Origin of the sequence: Saccharopolyspora elongata (assembly GCF_004348985.1) — a bacterium.
Taxonomy (GTDB): Bacteria; Actinomycetota; Actinomycetes; order Mycobacteriales; family Pseudonocardiaceae; genus Saccharopolyspora; species Saccharopolyspora elongata.
The window spans coordinates 1-4,735 of the sequence record NZ_SMKW01000182.1; the positions used below are offsets into that span (position 1 = coordinate 1).

Consider the following 4,735-nt stretch of genomic DNA (forward strand, 5'->3'; position numbering starts at 1 on the left):
CGCCCGGCCCGCCAGGCGGCCAACCGGGTCGGCGACGCCGAACTGCTGAACGCCGCCCGGGAGTGCGTGCTGGCCAACGGCGTCCGGCGCACCACGCTGACGGAGATCGCGCGGCGCGCCGGGGTCAGCCGGATGACGCTGTACCGGCGGTTCCCCGACGTCGACAGCCTGGTCACCGCGCTGATGACGGTGGAGTTCGGCGAGATCCTGCAGCTGGCCGGCAACGGGCAGGAGACCGGCAACGGCCGGCAGCTCCTGGTCGCGGGGACGGTCCGCGGTATCCGGCTGCTGCAGGCGGCGCCGCTGCTGCAGCGGGTGCTGGAGACCGACGCCGAACTCCTGCTGCCCTACCTGGTCGAGCGGCTCGGCAGCACCCAGCTCGCCGCCGAGGGGTTCATCCGCGAGTACCTCGTGCGGGGCCACGAGGACGGCTCGATCCGCCGCGCCGATCCGGCCGTCCAGGCGCGAGCCCTGCTGCTGCTCGTGCAGTCGTTCGTCATCTCCGCCCGCCCGGCCTCCGGCGACATCGACCCGGCGGCCCTGACCACCGAACTGGCCCACCTCCTCGATGGTGCCCTCGGCCCGGAGCCCACCGATGCCTGACCACCCCAGTTTTCGGCAGTTTCAATTGAAACTGCGCCGAACCCGTCGACTGAGCGCAGTTTCAATTGAAACTGCGGCCCCCGGAACCCCACCGACCCGCCCGGAGGTCCGATGATCACCACCCCGCTGCCCGCCGGTTCGCTGCGCGCCACCTCGCTGAACGCCGCGCGCCGCGCCGCCGACCTGTCCGCAGTCGCCGATGACGAGGTGGACCTGCTGGTGGTCGGCGGCGGCGTGACCGGCGCCGGAACGGCCCTGGACGCGGCCGCGCGCGGGCTCTCGGTCGCTCTGGTGGAGGCCGAGGACCTCGCCTGGGGAACGTCCCGCTGGTCCAGCAAGCTCGTGCACGGCGGCCTGCGCTACCTGGCGCACGGCGACATAGCGCTGGCGCGTGAATGCGCCGTCGAGCGCAACGTGCTGATGACGCGCACCGCGCCGCACCTCGTGCGGACGCTCCCGCAGCTCATCCCGCTGCACGGCAGCGTGTCGCGCCGCTCCGAGCTGGTGCTCGCCGCCGGGCTGCACGCCGGCGACGCGCTGCGCCGCACGGCTCGCACCCCGTCCGACGTGCTCCCGCCGCCCCGGCGGATTCCCGCCGCGGAGGCGCTCGCGCTCGTCCCGGGCCTGCGCTCCGCCGACCTGCGCGGCGGCCTGCTCGGCTTCGACGGCCAGCTCGTCGACGATGCGCGCCTGGTCGTCGCGCTGGCGCGCACCGCGGCCGGTTTCGGCGCTCGCATCCTGACCCGCGTGCGCGTGCGCGAGCTCGACGGCCGCGGCGCCGACGCGGTGGATCAGCAGACCGGCGAATCGCTGCGGATCCGGGCCCGTTCGGTGGTGAACGCGGCCGGGGTGTGGGCCGGTGAGCTCGCGCCGGACGTCGAACTGCGGCCGTCGCGCGGATCGCACCTGCTGGTCGACGCGGACGCCGCCGGGATCGCCGGGACCTCGCTGGTCGCGCCGATCCCGGGCGAGTCGGGCCGGTTCCTGCTGCTCCTGCCGCAGCCCGACGGCCGCGCCCTCCTCGGGCTGACCGACGAGCCCGTGCCCGGGCCGATCCCGTCCGTTCCCGAGGTTCCGCAGTCCGATGTGGACTTCCTGCTCGCGGGCGTGCGCGACGTGCTGGGGCAGCCGTTGGAGCGCAAGCACGTCCTCGGTTCGTTCGCCGGGCTCCGGCCGCTGCTGGCGCAGCCGGGCGGCAAGGGGTCGGCGGACCTGTCGCGCCGGCACGCGGTGCTGACCTCGCCGGACGGCGTGGTGACCGTGGTCGGCGGGAAGCTCACCACCTACCGGAAGATGGCCGCCGATGCGGTCGACGCGGCGGTGCGCACCGGCGGGCTGCCCGCCGGACCGTCGCGCACCGCGGCCGTGGCGCTGGTCGGCGCCGCCCCGCGGCGGCACCTGACCGATGTCGAAGCGGCGGCTCGGCTGATCGCGAAGTACGGCACCGAGGCCGCGCGCGTCGCCGCGTTGGCCGAGTTCGACCCGGATCTCGCGGAGCCGATCGCGCCGGGCCTGCGGCTCACGGCCGCCGAGGTGCTCTGGGCGATCCGTCACGAAGGCGCGCTCGACGCGGCGGACGTCCTGGACCGGCGCAGCCGGGTCGGGCTGAACCCGACGGAACGCGAGTCGGCCCTCCCGGCGGTCGAAGCTCTCGTCGAGCGGGCGCTGCACGGCGTTTCGGGCTGAGCACTCGCGGAAGTTCCGCCTGATCACCGGCCGTGCGTGTTTTGTGTTGCTGTAGCAGCACAAAATGCGCACGGCCCCAGAACGCATGAAGTCCGAGCGATTCAGCCTCGAGCCGCCTCCCGGCAAACGCAAATATCCTGCATATTCGCCCGTCACCAGGCAGAATGGATGTTCGAGCACCGATCGAGGGAGACGGGATGCCTGATCGCGAACTGGAGATCGACCGGATCTCCAAGCGCTACGGGGACGTCGTCGCGCTGCGGGAGATGGCGTTCTCCGTCCGCGCGGGCGAGATGTTCGGGTTCGTCGGCAGCAACGGCGCCGGCAAGACCACCACGATGCGCATCGCGCTCGGTGTGCTGGCCGCCGACTCCGGCGAGGTGCGCTGGAACGGCGCGCCGCTGGACCTGCAAGCCCGCCGCCGGATCGGCTACATGCCGGAGGAACGCGGTCTCTACCCCAAGATGAAGGTGGCCGAGCAGCTCGCCTACCTCGCCGAACTGCACGGTCTGTCCACTGCGGACGCTCGTGACGCCGCCGAGCGGTGGACCGAACGGCTCGGGCTGGCCGCCCGCCGCGGCGAAGAGGTGCAGAAGCTCAGCCTGGGCAACCAGCAGCGGGTGCAGCTGGCCGCCGCGCTGGTGCACGACCCGGAGGTGCTGATCCTCGACGAGCCGTTCTCCGGGCTCGACCCGGTCGCGGTGGACGTGATGAGCGAGGTGCTGCGGGAGAAGTGCGCTTCCGGGGTGCCGGTGGTGTTCTCCAGCCACCAGCTCGACCTGGTGCAGCGGCTGTGCGACCGGGTCGGCATCGTCCGCAGTGGACAGATGGTGGCCTGCGGCACCGTCTCCGAACTCCGCGACCAGGGCCCGGCCACGCTGGTCGTCGACGCCCCCGATGCCCAGCCCGGCTGGGCCGCCGACGTGCCCGGCGCCGAGGTCGTCGAGGTCGACGGCAGCCGGACCACGCTGCGGCTCGCCGACGACGCGGACGACCAGGCGGTGCTCAAGGCCGCGCTGGCCACCGGCCCGGTCCGCGAGTTCAGCCGGCACCGGCCCGCGCTCACCGAACTGTTCCGCAACGTCGTCTCCGAGGAGCCCGCCGCATGAGCCCCGTCTGGCTGGTCGCCCGCCGGGAGATCCGCACCCGGGTGCGGACCCGCGCCTTCATCGCCGGCACCGTCGCCACCATCCTGATCATGGGCGGCTACGCGGCGCTCATGATGTTCATCGGCCACCAGGCCGGCACGACGAAGGTCGGCGTCACCGCGCAGGCGGCGGCCGTCGGCGCGCCGCTGCAGGCCGCCGGCACGGCCTTCGGCAAGTCCTTCGAGATCAGCACCGTCGAGGAGGCCGCGGGCGAGCGGCAGGTGCGCGACGGCGACCTGGAAGCGCTGATCACCGGCACGCCGGACGCGCCGCGCCTGGTCGTCAAGCGGAGCCCGGACAGCGAACTCCGGGGCGCGCTGGACGCGGTCGTGCAGCAGCAGGCGCTGAACGCCGAACTCACCCGCGCCGGGCTGGATCTGGCCGGGGTCCGCGCCGCGACCGAGAGCGCGCACGTCTCCGTGACCAGTCTGGAGACCGAGGACCCGCACCTCGGCGAGCGGCTCGGCCTGGCCATCGCGGCCGGCGTCGTGCTCTACATGTTCCTGATCATCGGCGGCCAGATGGTCGCGCAGGGCGTCGTGGAGGAGAAGTCCAGCCGGGTCGTCGAGCTGCTGCTGTCCACGATCAAGCCGACCCAGCTGCTCGCCGGGAAGGTGATCGGCATCGGCCTGACGAACCTGCTGCAGCTGGTGATCATCGCCGCTGCGGGCCTGGTCGCGTCCGGGGCCGGGGGCGTGCTGACGCTGCCGTCCGCGGCGCTGGCGGGCACCCTCGGCTGGGGGCTGGCCTGGTTCCTGCTCGGGTTCTTCACCTACGCGACGGTCCTCGCCGCGGCGTCCTCGCTGGTGTCCCGCCAGGAGGACCTGCAGAACGTGATCAGCCCGGTGATCATGGTCCTGGTCGTGCCGTTCGTCATCGGTGTCTCGATGCTGCCGAGCTCGCCGGACAGCACGCTCGCCGCGGTGCTCTCGCTGGTGCCGGGCTTCTCGCCGACGCTGATGCCGATGCGCATCGCCCTCGGCGTCGCCGCCCCGTGGGAGATCGCCCTGTCGGTCGTCCTGAGCCTCGCGGCCATCGCGGTGCTCCTCCGCCTCGGCGGCCGCATCTACAGCAACGCGGTGCTGCACACCGGAGCCCGCGTGAAGCTCCGCGACGCCCTCCGCGCCGCCTGAAACCGCAATTTCAATGGAAATCGAAGGTCCGATTTCCAATTGAGGTGATCTCAGTGGATTCGGCCGTGTTCGTGGTGGGTGAGGGTGAGGGCGGCTTGGACGATGGCGGTGATTTTGCGTGGGCTGGCGGTGATGTGTTGCAGGGTGCGCCAGCGTTGGGTGAGG

The 4,735-nt window shown here is 72.7% G+C and carries 4 protein-coding genes; all 4 read left to right on the forward strand.

Annotation, left to right across the window (positions count from 1 at the left end):
- Nucleotides 1–603, forward strand: a 603-nt coding sequence (locus tag E1288_RS45985) for a TetR/AcrR family transcriptional regulator (RefSeq protein WP_235884301.1), incomplete at its 5' end; no start/stop codon positions are given.
- A 111-nt stretch (nt 604–714) separates the two neighbouring features.
- Nucleotides 715–2,289, forward strand: coding sequence for a glycerol-3-phosphate dehydrogenase/oxidase (locus tag E1288_RS45990; RefSeq protein WP_132495605.1), 1,575 nt, complete (start codon nt 715–717; stop codon nt 2,287–2,289).
- Between the two features lie 197 nt (nt 2,290–2,486).
- Nucleotides 2,487–3,398 carry an ABC transporter ATP-binding protein gene (locus E1288_RS45995; protein WP_132495607.1) on the forward strand — a complete coding sequence of 304 codons (912 nt, stop codon included), beginning with the start codon at nt 2,487–2,489 and terminating at the stop codon, nt 3,396–3,398.
- Entirely contained in the window at nt 3,395–4,570 is a 1,176-nt protein-coding gene (locus tag E1288_RS46000) for an ABC transporter permease (protein WP_132495609.1), read from the forward strand. Before E1288_RS45995 ends, E1288_RS46000 begins: the two co-directional genes overlap by 4 nt.
- The last annotated feature ends 165 nt before the right edge of the window (nt 4,571–4,735 follow it).